At 42.5% G+C, this 21,346-nt stretch carries 14 protein-coding genes; 12 read left to right on the top strand and 2 right to left on the bottom strand.

The window, feature by feature from the left end; genetic code table 11:
* Positions 1–32: 32 nt before the first annotated feature.
* The 11 genes from hutI to QVP90_RS12515 all read left to right on the top strand — a co-directional run bounded on the left by hutI (position 33) and on the right by QVP90_RS12515 (position 14,419).
* Complete coding sequence (gene hutI, locus QVP90_RS12565) at positions 33–1,286, top strand: imidazolonepropionase (protein ID WP_021936632.1); 1,254 nt, start codon at positions 33–35, stop codon at positions 1,284–1,286.
* 26 nt (positions 1,287–1,312) lie between these two features.
* Positions 1,313–1,942 carry a cyclodeaminase/cyclohydrolase family protein gene (locus QVP90_RS12560; protein WP_021936631.1) on the top strand — a complete coding sequence of 210 codons (630 nt, stop codon included), beginning with the start codon at positions 1,313–1,315 and terminating at the stop codon, positions 1,940–1,942.
* On the top strand, positions 1,939–3,435 hold the full coding sequence (gene hutH, locus QVP90_RS12555) for a histidine ammonia-lyase (RefSeq protein ID WP_005929095.1): 1,497 nt from the start codon (positions 1,939–1,941) through the stop codon (positions 3,433–3,435). The genes QVP90_RS12560 and hutH overlap by 4 nt, the downstream gene beginning before the upstream one ends.
* Positions 3,436–3,779: 344 nt before the next feature.
* Complete coding sequence (locus tag QVP90_RS12550; protein WP_007480122.1) at positions 3,780–4,460, top strand: TetR/AcrR family transcriptional regulator; 681 nt, start codon at positions 3,780–3,782, stop codon at positions 4,458–4,460.
* Between the two features lie 26 nt (positions 4,461–4,486).
* Positions 4,487–5,842: a TolC family protein gene (locus tag QVP90_RS12545; RefSeq protein ID WP_007480123.1), complete on the top strand. Its 1,356-nt coding sequence runs from the start codon at positions 4,487–4,489 to the stop codon at positions 5,840–5,842.
* Positions 5,843–5,873: 31 nt separating this feature from the next.
* On the top strand, positions 5,874–6,890 hold the full coding sequence (locus QVP90_RS12540) for an efflux RND transporter periplasmic adaptor subunit (RefSeq protein ID WP_007480125.1): 1,017 nt from the start codon (positions 5,874–5,876) through the stop codon (positions 6,888–6,890).
* A 92-nt stretch (positions 6,891–6,982) separates the two neighbouring features.
* Complete coding sequence (locus QVP90_RS12535; protein WP_021936630.1) at positions 6,983–10,141, top strand: efflux RND transporter permease subunit; 3,159 nt, start codon at positions 6,983–6,985, stop codon at positions 10,139–10,141.
* 61 nt (positions 10,142–10,202) lie between these two features.
* Positions 10,203–10,496, top strand: coding sequence for a PG0541 family transporter-associated protein (locus QVP90_RS12530; RefSeq protein ID WP_005929110.1), 294 nt, complete (start codon positions 10,203–10,205; stop codon positions 10,494–10,496).
* A 192-nt stretch (positions 10,497–10,688) separates the two neighbouring features.
* Positions 10,689–12,062, top strand: a complete 1,374-nt coding sequence (locus QVP90_RS12525) for an SGNH/GDSL hydrolase family protein (RefSeq protein WP_005929113.1) — start codon at positions 10,689–10,691, stop codon at positions 12,060–12,062.
* Complete coding sequence (locus QVP90_RS12520) at positions 12,016–12,945, top strand: SGNH/GDSL hydrolase family protein (protein ID WP_217739749.1); 930 nt, start codon at positions 12,016–12,018, stop codon at positions 12,943–12,945. Before QVP90_RS12525 ends, QVP90_RS12520 begins: the two co-directional genes overlap by 47 nt.
* Positions 12,932–14,419 (top strand): MBOAT family O-acyltransferase, encoded by a 1,488-nt coding sequence (locus QVP90_RS12515; protein WP_005929120.1) that lies wholly within the window; start codon positions 12,932–12,934, stop codon positions 14,417–14,419. Before QVP90_RS12520 ends, QVP90_RS12515 begins: the two co-directional genes overlap by 14 nt.
* A gap of 161 nt (positions 14,420–14,580) precedes the next feature.
* On the opposite strand, the gene QVP90_RS12510 is transcribed toward QVP90_RS12515, so the two are convergent.
* Complete coding sequence (locus QVP90_RS12510) at positions 14,581–16,923, bottom strand: glycoside hydrolase family 20 protein (RefSeq protein ID WP_021936628.1); 2,343 nt, start codon at positions 16,921–16,923, stop codon at positions 14,581–14,583.
* Positions 16,924–17,228: 305 nt separating this feature from the next.
* Here QVP90_RS12510 and QVP90_RS12505 point away from each other — a divergent pair, with 305 nt between their 5' ends.
* On the top strand, positions 17,229–17,798 hold the full coding sequence (locus tag QVP90_RS12505; RefSeq protein WP_021936627.1) for an RNA polymerase sigma-70 factor: 570 nt from the start codon (positions 17,229–17,231) through the stop codon (positions 17,796–17,798).
* Positions 17,799–17,821: 23 nt separating this feature from the next.
* Here the strand turns inward: QVP90_RS12505 and QVP90_RS12500 are convergent, their stop codons facing one another.
* Entirely contained in the window at positions 17,822–21,322 is a 3,501-nt protein-coding gene (locus QVP90_RS12500) for a DUF4886 domain-containing protein (RefSeq protein WP_021936626.1), read from the bottom strand.
* Positions 21,323–21,346: the final 24 nt, after the last annotated feature.

Below are 21,346 nucleotides of genomic sequence, written 5' to 3'. Positions count from 1 at the left end.
GCAAATTTGTGTTCTGATAATAATGAACTATAATGAGTGAAAACCTGATAATATTTAATGCAAAGGTTGTGACCCCTTTGGGATTCTCGGCTCGAAAGGGGAAGGAAATATCCCGGTTGCATGTAATTGAAAACGGAACGGTGGAAGTGACCGATGGCATTATCACTTATGTCGGTGAAAATCGCGGTGAGGAGCGTGATGGCTTTTATCACCGTTATTGGCACTATAATGCCCGTGGGAAATGCTTGTTACCCGGTTTTGTAGATTCACATACCCATTTTGTTTTTGGTGGCGAGCGTGCCGAAGAGTTCTCCTGGCGGCTGAAAGGTGAAAGCTATATGTCCATTATGCAGCGTGGGGGAGGAATTGCCAGCACAGTGAAAGCAACCCGTGAGCTGAACTTTATAAAGATGCGTACCAAAGCGGAAAGTTTTCTGAGAAAGATGAGCACGATGGGGGTTACCACGGTTGAGGGCAAGAGTGGTTACGGGCTCGATCGCGAGACCGAACTGCTGCAGTTGAAAGTCATGCGCAGTTTGAATAATGATGAACACAAGCGGGTGGATATTGTTTCCACCTTCTTGGGTGCACATGCTTTGCCACCGGAGTATGCGGGAGAAAGTGATGCGTATATCGATTTTCTTATCGACAAAATGCTTCCGTTGGTTCGTGAGAATGAACTGGCAGAATGTTGCGATGTATTCTGTGAGCAAGGTGTGTTCTCCATCGCGCAATCCCGGCGTCTGCTTGCTGCTGCCAAAGAACAAGGCTTTTTGTTGAAACTCCATGCCGACGAAATTGTTTCTTTAGGTGGTGCCGAGCTGGCTGCCGAGCTGAAAGCCTTGTCCGCCGATCATTTGCTGCATGCTTCTGATGCCGGAATTCGTGCTATGGCCGATGCCGGAGTGGTGGCTACCTTGCTTCCTCTGACTGCATTTGCCCTGAAAGAACCTTATGCCCGTGGGCGTGACATGATAGATGCCGGCTGTGCCGTAGCTTTGGCAACCGATCTCAATCCCGGCAGTTGTTTTTCCGGTTCTATTCCTCTCACTTTTGCTTTGGCCTGCATTTATATGGGCTTTACCATCGAAGAAGCCATCACTGCGCTTACCCTGAATGGGGCTGCCGCATTGAATCGTGCAGACCGAATCGGCAGTATCGAGGTCGGCAAGCAGGGTGATTTTGTAGTACTCGACTCAACAGATTATAATATTCTACCTTATTATATAGGTATGAATTGTGTGAATACCACGATAAAGAACGGAGTTCTTTATCCCGTAGTTTAATGATAAAAATAAAAAAGAAAATAACTATGTTAGTAGATTCAACCGTCAAAGATTTTCTGGCTAAAGTGGCCGGGAGTGATCCGGTTCCCGGTGGTGGCAGTATTGCCGCTCTTAACGGTGCTATAGCAGCCGCATTGGCAGCTATGGTTGCAGGGCTGACTGTCGGTAAGAAAGGATATGAAGAGAATGAAGAACAGATGCAGCGTATCCAGACCCTTACCATTCGTCAGAAAGAGGAGTTTCTGATTGATGTCGATCGTGATTCTGAGGCCTATAATAAAGTGTTCGATTGTTTTCGGATGCCTAAATCGACAGAGGACGAGAAGAGTGCCCGTAGCGCTGCCATCCAGGAAGCAACACGGTTTGCCGCTCTCGTGCCTATGCAGGTGGCACGCAATGCTTATGAGCTAATGGCTATTATTGCCGATGTGGCCAGACTGGGCAACCGAAACGCGGTGACTGATGCCTGTGTTGCTATGATGTCCGCCCGATCTGCCGTACTGGGAGCTTTGATGAATGTCCGTATAAATCTTGGAACATTAAAGGATAAAGCATTTGTCGCAGAACTCCAGGCCGAAGCCGATGAACTGGAACGTAAGACCTGTGAAAAAGAGAAAGAATTACTGGATATAGTCAATCAGGATTTAAGAGTATGAATAACGTTTATTACGTAGGTTCCGGTGAACTTACTTTCGATATTATCGAACGCATTATCAATGAAAATCTGAAACTGGAGCTTGCTCCCGAAGCAAAGCTGCGTATTCAGAAATGTCGCGATTATCTGGATCAGAAGATTGCTGCTTCCAACACCCCTCTTTACGGTATAACTACCGGTTTCGGTTCGTTGTGCAATAAAAACATCTCTCCTGATGAGTTGGGTACTCTTCAGGAGAACCTTATAAAGAGTCATGCATGCAGTGTCGGCGAAGAAATTCGTCCGGTGATTATTAAATTAATGATGCTTTTTAAGGCTCATGCCCTTTCATTGGGACATAGTGGTGTACAGGTAATTACTGTGCAGCGTATTTTAGATTTCTTTAATAACGATGTAATGCCCATCGTTTACGACCGTGGATCATTGGGGGCATCCGGTGATCTGGCGCCATTGGCCAATCTCTTTTTGCCATTGATCGGAGTTGGTGATGTTTATTATAAAGGCAAGAAGCGTGAAGCTATCAGTGTGCTCGATGAATTTGGCTGGGAACCGGTGAAACTGATGAGTAAAGAAGGGCTTGCCCTGCTCAACGGAACCCAGTTTATGAGCGCCAACGGTGTGTTTGCTATTCTTAAGGCCTTCCGGCTTTCTAAAAGAGCCGATCTCATAGCCGCCCTTTCTCTTGAGGCTTTTGACGGCCGGATAGAACCTTTCATGGACTGTATCCAACAGATTCGTCCGCATAAAGGGCAGATAGAAACCGGTGAAGCCTTTCGTACTCTTCTTGAAGGTAGTGAACTCATTTCCAGACCCAAAGAACATGTACAAGACCCCTATTCGTTTCGTTGCATTCCGCAGGTACACGGTGCTACCAAAGATGCCATCCGTTATGTCGCTTCCGTGCTACTGACCGAAATTAACTCCGTAACGGATAATCCCACCATTTTTCCCGATGACGACCGTATCATTTCCGGTGGAAATTTTCATGGCCAGCCTCTTGCCATCTCCTATGATTTTCTTGCCATCGCCCTTGCCGAGCTTGGAAATATATCCGAGCGCCGTATAGCACAACTTATTATGGGGCTCCGTGGATTGCCGGAATTTCTGGTGGCCAATCCCGGACTCAATTCCGGATTTATGATTCCTCAGTATGCAGCCGCCTCAATGGTTAGTCAGAATAAAATGTACTGCTATGCTGCATCCAGTGATTCCATTGTTTCCTCCAACGGACAAGAAGACCATGTCAGCATGGGGGCCAATGCTGCTACGAAGCTATATAAGGTAATGGACAATCTGGAGCATATTCTGGCCATCGAACTAATGAATGCCGCCCAAGGCATTGAATTCCGGCGTCCGGAGAAAACCTCTCCGAGATTGGAGCGTTTCCTTACCGAGTATCGTAAGGAGGTTCCTTTTGTTAAAGACGATATTGTAATGTACAAAGAGATTCATAAAACAGTCGCTTTCCTCAACCGTACAAAGTTCGATTATTGAAAACTGCTTTCTTTTTTGCGTGCAAACAACACTCGATACAAGGAAAACAGCAACGGATATATCCCGGTGATTTATCGGAATATATCCGTTGTTTGTCGATTATTACCCTTATGTTGACGAGAAAACTTTTTCGGCGTATAGTCGTTTTTCTATTTTTGCAATAGATTAAATGTTAACACTTGTTTTCAGATTGCTTATTAACCTATAATAATTATCAAATGTAGGGGATTTATATGGAAACTAAATTCGTAATCTGAGTTTTCTATCTATCTTTGTCCCGCTTCCATTATTTATAAATTATGGAATCATTGGCAATTAGAAGTCTAATTATAAAGAAACGGATGATGAGTGATAACGCAAAAGAAACTTCCAACAGAGCGGAATTGAGGGATAGAATTATTGTGAAGGCGACCGAAGCATTCACTGCACATGGTATTAAAAGCATAACGATGGATGATATTGCCACTTCGTTAGGTATATCGAAACGTACGCTTTATGAAGTTTTTGAGGACAAAGAAACTCTGTTGAGAGAGGTTCTTTTGAAAAATCAAGTTGATAAGAATGAGTTTCTGGAAAATCTCCTTGCTGAATCGACTAATGTACTGGAAGTTATTTTAGTCTGTTTCCAGAAAAGTATCGAGATGTTTCATAAGACCAACAAGCGTTTTTTTGAAGATCTGAAGAAATACCCCAGTATATATAATATGATGAAGAACAGTCGCGAAAAAGAGTCGGAAAGTACGATTGCTTTCTTCAAGTCCGGAGTAGAGCAGGGGATATTTCGTGATGATGTCAATTTTGCGATTATCAATTTGTTGGTTCGTGAGCAATTTGATTTATTGCTGAATACGAATATTTGTAGTGAATATCCTTTTTTGGAAGTTTATGAATCTATAATGTTCACTTTTATCAGGGGAATTGCTACGGAAAAAGGAGCAAAAGTATTGGAAACATTTATACAGGAATATCGGAAAAATAGAATAGAGCGCGCAGAAAATAACCCTTTCGGATTGATAAACAACTAAAATGTAAAAAGTAGAAAATTGATTTTATGAACAGAATGAGAAAATTATTGGGCAAGAAGATACTTCTGGCTGTAGTGCTGGCTGTCTTTACCGGTGGCTTGGTACGGGCGCAAGAGGTGAAAGATACCTTGACCTTGACTTTGGATAAAGCGTTGGAGATTGCACTGAGCGAGAATCCCACCATGAGGGTGGCCGATCAGGAAATCCAATTGAAAAAAGAAGCAAAGAAGGAAGCTTATGGAGGATTATTTCCGGAAGTGGCATTGTCAGGAAGCTACTCGCGTACCCTGAAAAAACAGACCATGGTGATGGACTTCGCAGGCGAGGCGCAAACTATTCAGGTCGGTTCGGACAACTCTTACAGTGGAGGATTGACGGTGAATCTGCCGATTTTTGCACCGGCTCTTTATAAGAGTATAAATCTGACTAAAGCAGATGTGGATCTGGCTATGGAAAAGGCCCGTTCTTCCAAATTGGATTTGATAAACCAAGTGACGAAAGCATACTATCAATTGCTGTTGGCGCAGGATAGCTATGAAGTAATGTTGCAGAGCTACAATCAGGCAGAGATTAACTTTGAGGTAGTGAGTGCTAAATATGCACAGGGAACTGTGAGCGAATACGATAAGATTCGTGCAGATGTGCAGGTACGTAGTTTGAAGCCGGGGGTTGTTTCCGCCCGTAACGGCATTAATCTGGCCAGATTGCAATTGCAGGTGTTGATGGGGATGAATACGGATATTCCTGTGGCAGTCGAGGGTAATTTGAAAGACTATGAAATGGTCATGTTTCGTCGTCAGTTAAGCGCTGATCCGTTGAGCTTGCAGAATAATAGCAGCTTGAAGCAGATGGATATGAACGGTGTTTTGTTGGAAAAGAACCTGTCATTATTGCGTACAAACTTCATGCCTACGTTGGCGGCATCGTTCAGCTATATGTATACTTCGTTGAACAATGATTTTAAGATGGCGCATTATAAGTGGTTCCCTTATTCAACGGTCGGATTGAGTTTGAGTATTCCTTTGTTCAAAGCAAGTAACTTTACGAAAGTGAAACAGACAAAGATCCAGATACAGCAATTGGCTGAGAATCGTGTGAATACGGAACGTCAATTGACGATGCAAGCCACCAGTTATCTCGATAATATGGCAGCGAGTACCGAGCAGGTAGTCAGTAATAAAGAAAATATTGTTCAGGCTGAAAAAGGGCGTTTGATTGCGCAGAAACGTTACGAAGTAGGTAAGGGGACTATTCTTGAATTGAACGATTCGGAAGTGGCGTTGACTCAGGCACAACTTACTTACAACCAGTCAATTTATGATTATCTGGTATCTAAGGCAGACCTTGACCAGGTATTAGGAAGAGAAGAGATAACAGAATAAATCAGAAAAATAAAATAACATAGAAAACGATATGAAAAAGAGTATCCAATTAGTAGCCCTGTTTGCCCTTACGCTGTTGGGCTCATGTACTGGAGGAAATGAACAGAAGGCTGCTGAAAAAGTAGAAGAAAAACCAAGAGTGAAATTGGCAGATGTAACGGCACGCCCTGTAGATCAGATACAAGAATACACGGCAACTGTAGAAGCAGAAGTCAAGAATAATATAGCACCGTCGTCTCCAGTAAGAATCGACCGGATTTTTGTTGAAGTTGGCGATCGCGTTTCCAAAGGGCAGAAATTGGTACTGATGGATGCTGCCAATCTGCAACAGATGAAATTGCAGCTTGAAAACAAACGTCTCGAATTTAATCGTGCCGATGAACTTTATAAAGTGGGCGGTACCTCTAAATCGGAGTGGGACGCTTTGAAAATGGCACTTGAAGTACAGGAAACCGCTTATAAAAACCTGATGGAGAATACCACATTGGTTAGCCCCATTAATGGTGTGGTTACCGCGCGTAATTATGACAACGGTGATATGTATAGCGGTGGAAATCCGGTATTAGTAGTAGAACAGATTACTCCGGTGAAATTGATGATCAATGTTTCTGAAACTTATTTTACAAAGGTGAAGAAAGGCGCTCCCGTTTCTGTAAAACTCGATGTATACGGAGACGAAGAATTTGCAGGAAAGATCAGCTTGGTTTATCCGACGGTAGATGCAGCTACCCGTACTTTCCCGGTAGAGATTAAATTGGAGAATAAGGACCAACGTGTTCGTCCGGGAATGTTTGCCCGTGCCACTCTCAATTTCGGAACCCAGGATAATGTGGTTGTTCCCGATTTGGCTATTGTGAAGCAGGCCGGTTCCGGTGACCGTTATGTATTTGTATACAAAGATGGAAAAGTTTCCTACAACAAGGTAGAATTGGGACGTCGTATGGGTACAGAATATGAGTTGAAGTCCGGTGTGCCCAACAACTCTCAAGTGGTGATTGCCGGGCAGACACGTTTGATAAACGGTGCTGAAGTAGAGGTAGAAAAATAAGTATTAACGATTAGTGATGAGTGATAAGTGGCCGGCATAGTTATATGCTTTCATTGATCGTTAATCACTAAACAACTAATCACTAAAATAACATGAGTTTATACGAAGGAGCGGTAAAAAAACCGATTATGACCTCCCTCTGCTTCCTTGCAGTGGTGATCTTTGGTCTGTTCTCTTTATCAAAGTTGCCTATCGACTTGTATCCGGATATCGATACGAATACGATCATGGTAATGACCGCTTATCCGGGCGCCAGTGCTTCGGATATAGAAAATAATGTAACCCGGCCGTTGGAAAATACGTTGAATGCTGTCAGTAATTTGAAGCATATCACTTCCCGGTCGTCAGAAAATATGTCTCTGATTACGTTGGAGTTCGAGTTTGGTAATGATATCGACGTATTGACGAATGATGTCCGTGACAAACTCGATATGGTAAGTTCACAGCTTCCCGATGATGTGGAGAATCCCATCATCTTCAAGTTCAGTACGGACATGATTCCTATTGTACTGCTGTCAGTGCAGGCCAATGAAAGCCAGGCAGCACTTTATAAGATATTGGACGACCGCGTTGTGAATCCTTTGGCACGTATCCCCGGTGTAGGTACGGTGTCTATTAGTGGTGCGCCGCAACGTGAAATCCAGGTTTATTGCGACCCGAACAAACTGGAGGCTTATAATCTGTCGGTCGAGACAATCAGTTCCATTATCGGTGCCGAGAATAAGAATATTCCGGGTGGTAATTTTGATATTGGTAATGAGACTTATTCGTTGCGTGTAGAGGGTGAGTTTCAAGATTCCCGCCAGTTGGAGGATGTTGTGGTGGGAACCTATAATGGTGCCAGTATCTATTTGCGCGATGTAGCCCGTGTAGTGGATACGGTGGAAGAGCGTGCACAGGAAACTTATAATAACGGAGTGAAGGGTGCGATGATTGTTGTACAGAAACAATCCGGCGCCAACTCTGTGGAGATTTCGAAGAAGGTGGATGAAGCGCTTCCCCGCTTGCAGAAGAATTTGCCGAGTGATGTAAAATTAGGGGTTATCGTAGATACTTCCGATAACATTTTGAATACAATCGACAGTTTGGCTGAAACGGTACTCTATGCCTTGTTGTTTGTGGTAATCGTGGTATTCCTTTTCTTGGGACGTTGGAGGGCTACGCTGATTATTTGTATCACTATCCCGCTTTCACTGATTGCCTCATTTATTTATCTGGCCATTACCGGGAATACGATTAATATCATTTCATTGTCTTCGCTCTCTATTGCTATCGGTATGGTGGTGGACGATGCCATTGTAGTATTGGAAAATGTTACTACACATATTGAGCGTGGTTCCGATCCGAAACAGGCAGCCGTTCATGGAACGAATGAGGTCGCTATTTCCGTTATCGCATCTACGTTGACGATGATTGCCGTATTCTTCCCGTTGACAATGGTGAGCGGTATGTCCGGTGTCATGTTCAAACAGTTGGGATGGATGATGTGTGCTATCATGTTTATCTCTACCGTGTCTGCTTTGTCATTGACTCCGATGCTTTGCGCCCAGTTGCTGAAGCTCCAGAAGAAACAGTCGAAAGCGTTTACGATGTTCTACCGTCCTATCGAGAAGTCACTGGATGGTTTGGATAATTGGTATGCCCGTATGTTGAACTGGTCGGTTCGTCACCGTTCGGTTATAGTTATCGGTTGTATCGTGTTCTTTGTTGCCAGTTTGTTCTGTGCCAAAGGGATCGGTACGGAATTCTTCCCGGCACAGGATAATGCCCGTATTGCCGTAAAACTGGAATTACCGATCGGTACCCGTAAGGAACTGGCACAGGAAATTTCGGAGAAGCTGACCAATTATTGGTTGGAACATTACAAAGGTATAATGAAAGTATGTAACTACACTGTAGGACAGGCCGATTCGGATAATACATTTGCTTCGATGCAGGACAACGGTTCACATATTATCTCTTTCAATATCAGTTTGGTGGATCCGGGCGATCGTGATATTACACTGGAACAGGTCTGTGATGAAATGCGTGAGGAATTGAAGAAATATCCGGAGTTCAGTAAAGCGCAGGTTATTCTTGGTGGTAGTAACACCGGTATGTCTGCCCAGGCAAGTGCCGACTTTGAAATTTATGGTTATGATATGGCTACTACCGATAGTGTGGCTGCCCGTTTGAAACGTCAGTTGCTGGATGTGAAAGGAGTATCTGAGGTAAATATCAGCCGTAGCGATTACCAGCCGGAATATCAGGTAGATTTTGATCGTGAGAAGTTAGCATTGCATGGATTGAATCTTTCTACAGCCGCAACTTATCTGCGGAACCGTATTAACGGCGCGGTCGCTTCGAAGTATCGTGAAGATGGAGATGAGTATGATATCAAAGTGCGCTATGCTCCTGAATATCGCACGAGTCTCGAAAGCCTTGAAAACATTCTGGTATACAATGCTAAAGGTGAGGCCGTTCGTATTAAAGACCTCGGTACGGTAGTCGAACGCTTTGCACCGCCTACTATCGAGCGTAAAGACCGTGAGCGTATTGTTACCGTGTCTGCTGTTATTTCCGGTGCACCGTTGGGTGACGTGGTGAATGCCGGTAATGCGATCATTGACAAAATGGAAATGCCTTCGGAAGTGACGATACAGGTGGCCGGTTCCTATGAAGACCAGCAGGATTCGTTCCGTGATTTGGGAACTTTGGCAGTCTTGATTGTGATTCTGGTATTCATCGTGATGGCGGCACAGTTCGAATCGTTGACCTATCCGTTTATCATTATGTTCTCCCTTCCGTTTGCATTCAGCGGTGTATTGATGGCTTTGTTCTTTACCAACAGTACATTGAGTGTCATGAGTTTGCTGGGAGCCATTATGTTGATCGGTATTGTGGTAAAGAACGGTATTGTGCTTATTGACTATATTACGTTGTGTCGTGAACGCGGTCAGTCGGTATTGCACTCTGTAGTAACCGCCGGTAAGAGTCGTCTTCGTCCGGGATTGATGACTACTGCCACAACCGTTCTCGGTATGATTCCGATGGCAGTTGGCGGTGGACAAGGTTCGGAAATGTGGAGCCCGATGGCAATTGCCGTAATTGGCGGTTTGACGGTATCTACCATTCTTACACTGGTTCTGATCCCGACGCTGTATTGTATATTCGCCGGTACGGGTATCAAGCATCAGCGTAAGGTGATGAAGCGTAAACGCGAACTCGATGTCTATTTCGAAGCGCATAAAGACGAGATTATAAAGAAATAACAAAATAGGACTATAAGCTGCTCCCTTGTGGCTTATAGTTCATAAATAACCCTATGAAATAATGAAATCAGTATTAATAACATTCGACCAGGCCTATTATGAACGTATCATAGCTCTATTGGATCGTTTAGGATGCCGTGGTTTTACCTATTTGGAGCGTGTGCAGGGACGTGGCTCAAAGACCGGTGACCCACACTTCGGAAGCCATGCCTGGCCAAGTATGTGTTCGGCCATCTTGTCGGTAGTTGAAGACGAAAAGGTAGATCCGCTACTGGATACTTTACATAAAATGGATTTGCAAACGGAACAGCTCGGACTGCGGGCATTTGTTTGGAATATAGAACGGACGATCTGATTCGTATCGATCATTAACATAAGAAAGGAGAATCTCATGAATCATATGGATTTTCCTTTTTTTATGCGTTTATCTATCTTTGGTTTCAAGCAAAGATGAACTGCATCTTGGCATAAAAAATGAACTCGTTCATTTTATTCTGCTCTCGGTTTGCATTATCTTTGCAACTCCTTATAAAAATAAGAGAGTGCAATGAAGAATTATCTGAAATATTCGTTAGGACTTATTGTCTTTGTGATGATTGCTCTGATTGCAATGCACTGGTTACCGGCTATAACCATTGACGGACATACCATGCGGCGGGTGGACTTGTTAAGCGATGTACGTCCGTCTAAATCCGATATGGAAGAGTTAGATACAGATAGTCTGCCTCCCGTGCCGGCGGTAAAGCCGATTTTTGTAGACACTTGCCGCACCGGTATGACTTGTATAGAAGATTACAGCGATTCTACCTTACGTGGTATGACACCTTTTTATCGTGCGTTGGATGAGGTCTCTTCAAAAGGGCGTCTGGTACGTATCGCTGTCTTCGGCGATTCTTTTATTGAAGCCGATATATTTACTGCGGATTTGCGGGAGATGTTGCAAAAGCGTTTTGGAGGCTGTGGAGTAGGTTTTGTTACTATTACTTCCATGACCAATGGGTATCGTCCTACCGTGCGGCATACCTTTGAAGGGTGGTCGAGCCATGCCGTAACCGATAGTGTCTATTTTGATCGCCGGAAACAGGGGATATCAGGGCATTATTTCATCCCCGGTAAAAATGCATATGTTGAACTGCGTGGACAGAATAAATATGCTTCTTTACTGGATACTTGCCGGGAAGCATCTATCTTTTTCTACACTAAAGATACTGTCGACTTTTCCGTCCGTGTGAATCGCGGTGAAATACAAAACCACCGTTTTGCTCCTAATGGGCATTTACAGGAACTACAAATCGACGGTCGTATCGGTTCTATACGTTGGACGATAAACCGGGCAGATTCTACTCTGTTTTACGGCATGGCTATGGATGGCACGGAAGGTATCGTTGTCGATAATTTCTCTTTGCGTGGCAGTTCCGGTCTCTCTTTGCGGACGATTCCTGCCGATATGCTGAAAGAATTTAACAGGCAGCGCCCTTATGATCTTATCATTTTGCAATATGGTTTGAATGTGGCTACCCAGCGCGGATACAATTATGACAGTTATCAAAAGGGCTTGGTTACTGCTATTGAACATTTGAAGAAGTGTTTTCCACAATCCGGTTTCTTGCTGCTCAGTGTTGGCGACCGTGATTATAAAACGGATACGGGTGAATTACGCACAATGCCTGGTGTAAAGAATCTGATTCGTTATCAGCAAAATATTGCAGCAGAGAGTGGCATTGCTTTTTGGAACATGTTCGAGGCAATGGGTGGAGACGGTAGCATGGCGAAGCTGGTACACGCCAAGCCGTCGATGGCCAATTATGACTATACGCATATCAACTTCCGGGGAGGGAAGTATCTGGCCGGATTGCTTTATGAAACGTTGATTTATGGAAAGGAACAATACGACAGGAGACATGCTTATGAGACTGAATAAATTTTTGTGCGTATTGTTGTTTTGTCTTCTTTCTGTCTTGAAGCTTCTGGCACAAGACCCTTTACCTGCTTGTCCGGTGAAAGGTAAGCTGATGCAAAGCGTCAAGCCGATGAAAGAGATGAAACTGCTTTATGATACAATACAAGTCCGGGTGGATTTGCCTGCTGCTTTTAAGGAAGTAGGATATAATGAGATTATCGACAGCCTGGGTATCTTATCTCCTGTATTAGAGCATCTGCGTTTGGTGAAGGGAGGAATTCTGGAAGACACGGTACGTATTCTGCATATTGGAGACAGTCATATCCGGGGGCATATCTATCCTCAGACTACCGGACAAAGATTGGCCGAAACATTCGGCGCGGTATCTTATACAGATATGGGAGTCAATGGAGCGACTTGTCTTACTTTTACTCATCCTAACCGTATTGCCGCTATTGCCGCTTTGAAACCGGAACTATTGATACTCTCTTTCGGGACGAACGAGAGCCACAATAAGCGTTACAACTCCAATTTGCATTATCATCAAATGGATGAACTTATTTCACTGATTCGTGACAGCTTGCCGGATGTTCCGATTTTATTGACCACTCCTCCCGGCTCATACGAAAGTTTTCGTCAGAAACGGAGACGCAGGACGTATGCTGTGAATCCGCGAACGGTGACTGCTGTAAATATGATTCAGAAGTATGCCCGTGATCATCATTTGGTTGTGTGGGATATGTACAATGTGGTTGGAGGTAACCGGCATGCCTGTAAAAACTGGCAGGAAGCCGGCTTGATGCGTCCCGACCACGTGCATTATATGCCTGAAGGCTATATTCTTCAAGGCAATTTATTATACGAAGCCCTTATAAAAGCCTATAACGATTATGTTACCCATTGACATTGATTTTAGCCGCCTCTGTGAAGTGTTTACATACGATCCGCAAGCTCCGTTGATATTTACCAGTGGAATATTTCTTTGGCTGTTTGCCGCCTTTATGGTGGTGTATGTGTTTTTACAATATAAATACACGGCACGTATTCTGTTTGTTACCCTGTTTTCTTATTATTTCTATTATAAAAGTAGCGGTACGTACTTTTTCCTGTTGGCATTTGTCACTGTGGGTGATTTTGTATTTGCACGTTTGATGGATCGTACTACCGGTAAGTACGGGCGAAAAGCATGGGTGGTTTTGAGTTTGTGTCTCAATTTGGGTTTACTTTGCTATTTCAAGTATACCAACTTTTTGGGCGGGGTGATTGCTTCATTGATGGGCGGGGAGTTCACGGCTCTTGATATTTTTTTGCCGGTGGGCATTTCTTTTTTCACTTTCCAGTCGCTCAGCTATACGATTGATGTCTATCGGCGGGAGATAAAACCGTTGACCAGTCTGTTGGATTATGCTTTTTATGTCTCTTTCTTTCCGCAGTTGGTAGCCGGTCCGATTGTCCGGGCACGCGATTTTATTCCTCAGATTCGTAAGCCGCTTTATGTGTCGCAGGAAATGTTCGGACGTGGAATATACCTCATTGTGGCCGGCCTTTTCAAGAAGGCAGTAATCTCCGATTATATCAGCATAAACTTTGTAGAACGCATATTCGATAATCCTACTCTTTATTCTGGGGTGGAGAACCTGATGGGGCTTTATGGATACGCTTTACAGATTTATTGCGACTTTTCCGGATATAGCGATATAGCCATCGGCATTGCGCTCTTGCTGGGTTTTCATTTCAATATGAACTTTGATTCCCCTTATAAGTCGGCTTCCATTACCGAATTTTGGAGACGTTGGCATATTTCTTTATCCAGTTGGTTGCGTGATTATTTGTATATATCGTTGGGTGGAAACCGGCACGGGAAGTTTCGTCAGTATCTCAATTTGATTATTACCATGTTTTTGGGCGGACTGTGGCATGGGGCTTCCTGGAATTTTGTTCTTTGGGGGATGTTCCATGGAGTGGCATTAGCACTTCATAAAGCTTGGATGAGTATTACCGGTCGTAAAAAAGGGGAACAGAGTCATGGCATCCGCCGTGTTTTCGGTGTCATTATCACTTTTCATTTCGTTTGTTTCTGCTGGATCTTCTTCCGTAATGCCGATATACACAATTCAATGGATATGCTGAGGCAGATATTTACGGTGTTCCGTCCGCAACTCTTTCCACAATTAATCGAGGGATATTGGGAAGTCTTTGCTTTGATGTTGCTGGGCTTTCTACTTCATTTCGCTCCCGATCGTTGGGAGAATGTGGTTTGTCGTGGAGTAATCCGTCTCCCCTTTCTCGGGAAGGCGGTATTGATGGTCGCTATGATTTATCTGGTCATTCAGATGAAGAGCAGTGAAATCCAGCCGTTTATTTATTTCCAATTTTAGCCGGAATAATTTATATAGAGTAGTCAAGTAGTAAGTAGTCGAGTAGTTAAGTAGAAATGATTTGTTTGATGTGTTTATCTTAACTATTTACTGCATAACTACTTACTACTTGACTACTTAACTACTTACTCCTAACTCCTATCTTCTGTCTCTCACCTTCCTTATTCCACACTTATTTCATCTACAAAGAGGAAAGGAGCTTTTCCTTCTCCGGTATGTCCTTTCGGCAAAGCAGGGGTATGTTTGATAATGACTTTTACGAAGTTTGCCTTTACAGGAGGAAATGCTACGCTGTAACTCTCAGTTGTTTTAGGAGCAGCAGAACCTGTTTCAATCGGATAGTCTTTGGAAGCCACCTCCCGGAAATCTTTTCCATCATCCGATACGGCAACACTCAGTCCACAGGCTCCCATGATCCAGGCACTGAGGTCGATGATGGCTTCTGTTGATACCCGGCTTATTTCCGTAGATTCTTCCAGATGAATGGTTGCTTCGACGTCTTTTCCCGGGAAACCGAGCCAACGTCCACTGGCATAAGAATTTGTTCCTTTTAAACCATCTACGAGCACAATGGCACCATCATAAGAATATTTAGGAGACGGCTGGTTTTTCAGTTCGATGGGGCGACAAGTTGCTTTATTGAAATCGATCTGTTCCGATTTGATTTTACTGTTATTACCGTTAGGGCGTATGGCGATTGCTTTGAAATTAGCGGCTTGTGTAACGGCTATCGGCTCTTTGTATAGTGTTCCGTTCTTTGCACTCGGTTCCGTTCCGTCCAATGTATAGTAAATAGGTGCATCGTCGATGGTGCTCAGTTCTATCATAACTGCTTTTTTTTCTGGATCAGACGTGATTTTTGAGTCTATATTAAATACGTGCTTGCCATAGTTGAGACCTTCACGGTCATAGAACGCCAAAAGTTGTGGCAGGCGTTTGGTGAAGTTGCGGTAGTCTTTCTTTTCCGGAAGTGTCCATTGCACCTCTGCCAAGGCTGCCATACGTGGGAGCACCATGTATTCTATTTGCTGGGTGGTGGCTATATATTCGGTCCATAAGTTAGCTTGTACACCGATGATATGTTTTTTTTCATTTTCATTTAGTGAAGCTGGAACGGGTTCCAGGCTATATACTTTCTCCAAAGGAACACAACCACCGATAGCATCCGGCTCATCTTTGGTATCTGCCGTCTGGTAATAATCGAAATATACATACGTATTGGGAGTCATGATGACGTCATGTCCTAGCTTGGCCGCTTCCAGACCGCCATTCATTCCACGCCATGACATAACGGTAGCGTTCGGTGCTACATCACCTTCCAGTATTTCATCCCATCCGATGATGCGTCGTCCCTTACTATTGAGAAATTTTTCAATGCGTGACATACAATAACTTTGCAGGCGGTCTTCTGCCGTATGTTTCTTGTCGGCTTTTAGGTTTTCCGATTTGATACGTGCCTGGCATTTCGGACATTTTTTCCAACGGTCTCGTGGCGCTTCATCACCGCCGATGTGGATATACTCGGATGGAAACAACTCAACGATCTCGCTTAACACATCTTCAAGAAACACCATGGCTTTTTCATTACCGATACAGATGACATCCGGGAATACTCCCCATGTTTTTTCTACTTCATACGGGCCACCCGTACAACCCAATTCCGGATAAGAGGCCAATGCGGCAAGCATATGTCCGGGCAGGTCTACTTCGGGAATAATGGTAATATATCTTTCTTGTGCATAGGCTACTACCTCCTTTATTTGTTCTTGCGTATAGAAACCTCCGTAAGGTGTTCCGTCATATTGGCCGGAGTTGTGTCCTATTACTGTTTCCGAACGTTGCGAGCCGATCTCTGTCAATCTCGGATATTTCTTAATTTCAATTCTCCATCCCTGATCTTCTGTCAAGTGCCAGTGGAAAGTATTCATATTATGCAGAGCCAGCAGGTCGATATACTCTTTTACAAACTCTACCGGGAAAAAGTGACGTCCTACATCGAGATGCATACCTCGATAACTGAAACGTGGATAGTCTTTAATGGTTACTGCCGGAAGTGTGATCTTGGCACCGGCAACTATTGCCGGAATTGACTTGCGCAAGGTTTGTATACCATAGAACACTCCATTAGGTGTTTGCCCGTTGATGGTGATTTGCCGGGAAGATACTGTAAGTTCGTATCCTTCTTTTTCTACGATACTTTTGTCCAATCCTAAGACAATGGCATTGGGTGGTGTACTTTCCGACGTGATTGTTGCAATGTCGAGTTCTTTTCCGGTTGCCTCTTTGATATATCCGGATAAAAACTCTGCATTTCGTTTTAGCAGTTTGTTTCCTTCCGGATAAAGGATTTTTGTAGTTTCCTGTAGGGTGAAAGGAGTTTCTTGATTGACAACGACCTCTTGGGGGAGAGGGATTACCTGATAATTGACTTCTTCCTTTTGTGTGTTACATGAAGTGAAAGTCAATGTAGCGACCGCAAAAAGTACTTGGTTAAGTTTTCTCATAATAAAATTGATTAGTATTAGTTCAGGCAAATATAGTAAAAATTATAGTTATGATTTGTTTAAATAGGATATTAAGTGTGGAGATGCTTTTTTGCTGAGAAAACGAATGGGTATATTAGAGTAACTCTGCAATTAACAGGAAAAATCAGAGAAGATATTTCACCTTGAATTACGTATTATACCTTTCTTAACACTTCTGTAATATATAGGAGAGTTGCAAATATATCATAGAACGAAAAAGTTCGGAACAATTGTTCTTTCTTATATTAAAATGTTATGTTTGTATAGTCTTAAATATAATAGTAATGAATGAACCTGATTTGATAACCGGCATAAAGAATGGGGATGTACAGTGTTTTGAAGAACTTTTTATAAAATACTATTCACATTTCAACCAATTTATATTCGGGTTGGTGAAGGACGAATGGATTTCTGAAGATATTACGCAAAATACATTTATCAAAGTGTGGGTCAATAGGGAAAAATTACAAAGCAATTTATCGATTCACTCTTATTTGTATGTAATTGCTAAATATGAGATATACAATCATTTTCGTTCTAAGCAAAACCAAATAGTAGACCGATTTTTAGATGGTGTACACGACACTGTGGTTACTCCAAGTGCAGAGAACGAGCTATTTTGGAACGAAATGCAGAAAGCGATTGCGGATACCATTGAAACAATGCCGGAGAAACGGCGTGCTATTTTCAAAATGAGTCGGTTTGAACATAAATCTGCAAAAGAAATAGCCGAAATAATGCATATTTCGGCACGTACGGTAGAAAAACATATTGAACTTGCCCTTCGTGAATTACGTACGAAATTAACTCCTTTCTTATTTTGGATATTGGTTTATGGACACATTACATTGTGATTTGAGTTACGAGTTCTCTCATCTTATTTCTTTGTGAATTTGATACAATTCTTTTTGCTCTTAAAAAGATATATACCATTTTGTAATGAATTTATATCTAATTCTGTGGTTGTCTCTCTGATCGTTTTATTAATAACTTTTGTTCCGTGTATGTTCCAAATAGTAATGTCTCCAATTTCACTTTCCGAATTTATATCGATTTTATTATTATTGATGCTAATTTTATCTTTAGTTTTTAGGTTATCGGTGCCTGTTGCTACGGTTTTAGCATAGAGTGTTAGGTCGGTTTGGGTAGTTGAGTTCCTGTCATAGCGATTTCCTTTTTCATCATACCATCCTTCGAATGTCGGGTTGTCATCAGGAACAGGATTTTTGGGAAACTTCATTTCTGTGTTATTATAAAGCACTGCATATTCGTAGTCATTATACATAAAGATTGTTTTGTATACTCTGTTGGAACCTCTATAGACAACCGGCATGTTGTCATCAGAATCAAGCTCCTGTCCGAAAAGAAACTCCATTTGATCACCGTTTAATAAATGGGCAACTTCTCCGGAATGAAATTCTTCTATTTTCATAGGAATTCCACCTTTGCCTGTCAAGGTGTAGTCGGCGTAATAATAGTTATTTTCACAATCAAAATTTGTCGTGTTGGTCTTTCCATAAACGGTGCCTTGGTCTGTGGCCGTGCAATCGATAGTGCCGATAACATAATTGTTCGTAATGGTTTCGGCAGCTTTTGATAAATTAGAATATGAATTGATTCCGGCTACATATTTGGGGATTCCGGAACCGTTATTTTTAATACTACCGTCAAAGTAGCATCCGTTAATAACGGCTTCGATGCCGGTAGTACTTGAATTTGTACATCCCAAAATACCGCCGATACCATTGGTTACTTTTCCGGATGTCGCGATTGTTATATTACCTGAGTATGAGCAGTTTTTTATATTGGCATTTTTCATAAATGCCAATACACCACCTACATATGCCGGTGCTCCCATGATATTAATTTCAACATCGCTATGACAATTAATCATATTTCCTAAGGCATTGGCTTTGCCGACGAATGATCCGACCTGGGTTTTCTGAGCCACTGATGCGGGAATGTCGATTTTTCCTGAGAGGTTGATATTAATAATATCACAACTCTCACTGTTTGTACCACCTATGAAGCCTGCAAAGTTCGATTTCTCAGTAAGGTCGCTTTTATTTATATACATATTATAAATGTGATAACCTTGTCCGTCTATTTTTCCGGTAAAATAAGTTCCGTATCCTATTGGAGTCCATGGTTGGTTACCTAAATCTATATCTTTGGCAATCTTTATACCCGTTATGGCATGTCCTTGATTGACTTGATTGGCTACCCATGCTAATTCTGCTCCTGTATAAATAACACAATTACCGGAAACGTCACGGGCAGGTTCAATCATGGAAATACCATCCCACGGGCCTTCTGCCACAGGTTCGAATGGTATGACTTTCACAATACCCGGAATCATAATGGCCATGGCATTGATATAACCTATTTTGTAGATATCCGCACTTGTAGCTCCCGGGGTGACTGTAAATCGGATATGTCCGTCCGCATCGGGATATATCGAGGTGAGTTCGGCAACCGACTGATCATTGTTGTTGCCATTTAGTCCGATGTAATTTTCTACAGTTCCAAAGGTCGAATATTCTGCTTCATAAACTTCTGTTGTATTCATGTAAGAACCGAACATATAAAAATCATAGGATTTTTCGGGATTCAAGCCACTGAATACAATTTCGGCATTGTCGGCAAGAATACCGTCTTTTTCGACACCGTTTACCCAATAACCTGTTGAAGATACATTTGCAGGCATGTTGAGTAACGTATTTGTTTCGGATGCACCGTTTTCAGTAATGCCGGCAAAACTTTTTGTGATGTTTAGAGAGATGCCTAAAGTATTCTCTTCCGAATCTGTCAAATTTTCTATTTTGGTTCCGGCAAGATGGGATATCACATTATTCCAAAGGTTTTCTTGAGTTGCTTTTTCACTGGTGGTAAAGTTAATATGGACAGGAATTTTCCCCGGGATCTCAAGGTGTGGGGTTATCATTAATGCTCCCAGATAATAAGTTTTCTTTTCTTCGTTGTTGTTTATGCCGGCTTTTACAGTTAAACAGATACGTCCTTTGTCATCAGCGATGATTCCTTGAACCGTTGCAATGTTTGCAGTGTTGTCCGTTGGATTCAGGGAGGCACTTCCGTCATTTTCTCCTTTGAAGGAGTAGACGGTTTCAGCATTGGCCGATGCATTCATAACCGAAGCAAATACGCTCATATCATACGCTTGCCCCGGATATAATCCGGAAATAATGACCGAACTCTCTGTGGTACCGTAAAAGGTTGATTTAGACACATTCGAAGGCATATCTAAGGCTGTTGCCGATGATATTGTTCCAATGGAGGAAATGCCGTCGAATGGTTTGTCTATCGAGGCTTTCACATCTGTTCCATACCCTTTGCTGTTATATAAACTTCCCGTATTTGCTCCGGTTAATGCAGTTGTCAAACTATTCCATGAATATTGAGAAACTGCAGATGAGCCGAGACCGATGCCGAAATTGATCATTAACGGTCTGTCGATGACTTTGAATTTTGTATTTGGGTTTACTCCATAGGTATCCACAAGGCTGCTGATACTTTGGGGGTTGATAATAGCTTCATGGGCGGCATGTTGACACATCTCTGCACAGAAATCGCTGACGGAAGCAGGGTGATAACTTAATCCGATGACACTTTTTCCAAAGATTTTTTCATACCATGTTAATGCTACGGTATAACGGCCGTGGCTGAGATTCATGTGATAGCCATCACGGTTATAATCATCGCCGATGTAACTGGTACGCCCGTTTTGGACGGCTGTCCCGCCCGGAATTATATTTTCTTCGCCAATTCCCGATTGTATGGCGGCGCGGCTTGCACAATCAATGATTTTTGTATATTGATCCATCTGACCGGTATAAAGACCTTTGTTGATTAACTCTTCTAATTTGGCCGAACCGTTTTGATAGGCCCAGGTCATGTAAAGATAAAACTTGGCATTTTTATTCGTAAGATAAGTTTTAAAATAGGTAATCAGATTGTCCAAATATGGAAAGTAATGACTGTATGCGCCCGAATAATTATGATCGGTTTGTATAATGACAATATCCCAGTCTTCATCCGTAATGATATTTGCATCGAATTTTCGGCTGTTTCCTCCTGTCGATGTCATTTTCCCATCTTTGATTTTGTAGTAATTATATATCTGTTGATTTCCGGTAATATAATTCGTGTGAAGTTCTAATGTAGTTCCTCCTTTATATGGGAATCCCAATACGATATCATCTCCTGCAGCTTGTACTATCGGAAGAAGTTCCTGCAAAGCTGCATCGAATGAGAAACTGTTTCCAACAACGAGAATTTTTTTAGTTTCTGCATTCGTTGTAAAAACTGTTCCTGTGATACTTAAGAACAGCATTAAATAGAATTTGAAAACCTTTTTCATTGATTTATTATTTTGTTGATGACT

The organism is Bacteroides sp. CAG:189 (assembly GCF_000432295.1).
In the GTDB taxonomy this organism is placed as follows: Bacteria; Bacteroidota; Bacteroidia; order Bacteroidales; family Bacteroidaceae; genus Bacteroides; species Bacteroides salyersiae.
This window is presented reverse-complemented; position numbering and strand designations above follow the sequence as displayed.